Annotated in this window: 3 protein-coding genes; all 3 read right to left on the bottom strand. The window is 48.7% G+C overall.

Going from position 1 to position 1,551, the window contains the following annotated elements; all coding sequences use genetic code 11:
• Positions 1-449, bottom strand: a 449-nt coding sequence (locus tag Q0256_RS09625) for a hypothetical protein (protein WP_297962521.1), incomplete at its 3' end; no start/stop codon positions are given.
• Positions 439-861 carry an excinuclease ABC subunit A gene (locus Q0256_RS09620; protein ID WP_297962519.1) on the bottom strand — a complete coding sequence of 141 codons (423 nt, stop codon included), beginning with the start codon at positions 859-861 and terminating at the stop codon, positions 439-441. The genes Q0256_RS09620 and Q0256_RS09625, both read right to left, overlap by 11 nt.
• Positions 862-871: 10 nt before the next feature.
• Positions 872-1,551 (bottom strand): beta-ketoacyl synthase N-terminal-like domain-containing protein (locus Q0256_RS09615; protein ID WP_297962517.1); only part of this gene is annotated, 680 nt, incomplete at its 5' end.

Genomic DNA, 1,551 nt, shown 5'->3' with positions numbered 1-1,551 from the left:
TGTAAAGCTTCGTCCTCGCGCGCGACGAAATTTTTATAAAGCTCCGTCGCCTCTTCGGAGCCGCAATCAAAAGCGCGCGCGGAGCTAAATTTAGACGCATTCGCTTCTTGTTTTAATCCTAGCTCCGGGTGGGGCTTAATAGAATTTTCATTAAAACCTTCTGCAGCAAGGTCACAACCCGCGTTTTCGTTATTTTTGTACGCCGTAAAATTTGCGGAATTTATAGAATTCTGCTCATAGTCCGAAATATCTGTAAAATCTTGCGTAGAATTTGACGTAAAATCATACGTAAAATTTTGATCCGTATCGCAAGCGAGATCGGAATTTCCGCCTAAGCTTACTTCGAAAATTCCGTCCGAGCAAGCGGCGAGGTTTTTATAAAACTCCGCCGGCTCACCCGAAATTATCGCGCTTGCGTAAGATATACCGAAGCTTAGCTTATTTTGCAATGTAGCCTCTTAGTGTGACACCGCTCATTATCGTGCCTACGCCGCATTCAAACTCTTTATCGCTTACGAAAACGTTTTTGTAATAGTAGCTCGTGATGTTGACGACCTTGTTGCCGCCCTCTTTTTTGGCGCGATCTTGAAAGCTAAGCAGCGCCGATAAAAACGCGCGGTTGCATGCGGCTTGATCGGTCTTATTGATGCTGTTTGTTTTTTTGTTCGAGCTTAGCTGCTGCGTGATCTTTCTGCCTGCGGATTTGTTACCGAAGTAGAATTTTATGTTCGGATCAAGCTTGGCTTTAGCGTCTGGCTCTGCAAGCGCCGCTGCGATTGGGAAGCGCACGATATCGTTTTTGGCATAAGCCGAATTAGCGACAAAAAGTGTCGCAACTACGAAAAATAGAAATTTTTTCATTTTCTCTCCTTTAGTCGATAAATTTTTTAAAAATCAAAGATGTGTTCACGCCGCCGAAAGCGAAGTTGTTATTCATAACGTAGTCCGTCTTTATCTCCTGTGGCTGCGTGAGGTATCTAAGCGGCGCGCACTGCGGATCGATATCTCGTAAATTTAGATTCGGATAGAATAACCCCTCGTTCATCATCATCACCGAGATGAAGCTTTCTAGCGCTCCGCACGCGCCCAAAGTATGACCCAAATAGCCTTTGTAGGAGCTCACGGGCGTTTGCGAGCCAAAAATTTCATGCGTTGCGGTAGATTCTGCGACGTCGCCCTGTCTGGTCGCCGTAGCGTGAGCGTTTACGTGCCCGATGAGATCCGGCGAAATCGTGGCGTCTTTGAGCGCCAGCTGCATCGCCGCGCGCATAGTCTCGCTCTGTGGGCGGGTGATATGCGTGCCGTCACAGGTCGTGCCGAAGCCCACTATTTCGGCGTGAATTTTAGCGCCGCGCGCAAGTGCGCTTTCGAGGCTTTCTAGCACGAACATAGCGCCGCCTTCGCCCAAAACCAGTCCATCGCGCGCTATATCAAAAGGTGCAGGGCTGAGGGTAGGGGTGTCGTTTTTGCAGCTTGTCGCGTAGAGCTTATCAAATACGAATGCCTGGCTTGGGTGCAGCTCGTCCGCGCCGCCTGCCAGCATCATATCTG

The organism is uncultured Campylobacter sp., assembly GCF_937949835.1.
Taxonomy (GTDB): Bacteria; Campylobacterota; Campylobacteria; order Campylobacterales; family Campylobacteraceae; genus Campylobacter_B.
The sequence above is the reverse complement of the archived record's forward strand: the minus strand, read 5'-3'. Positions and strand labels throughout refer to the sequence as shown.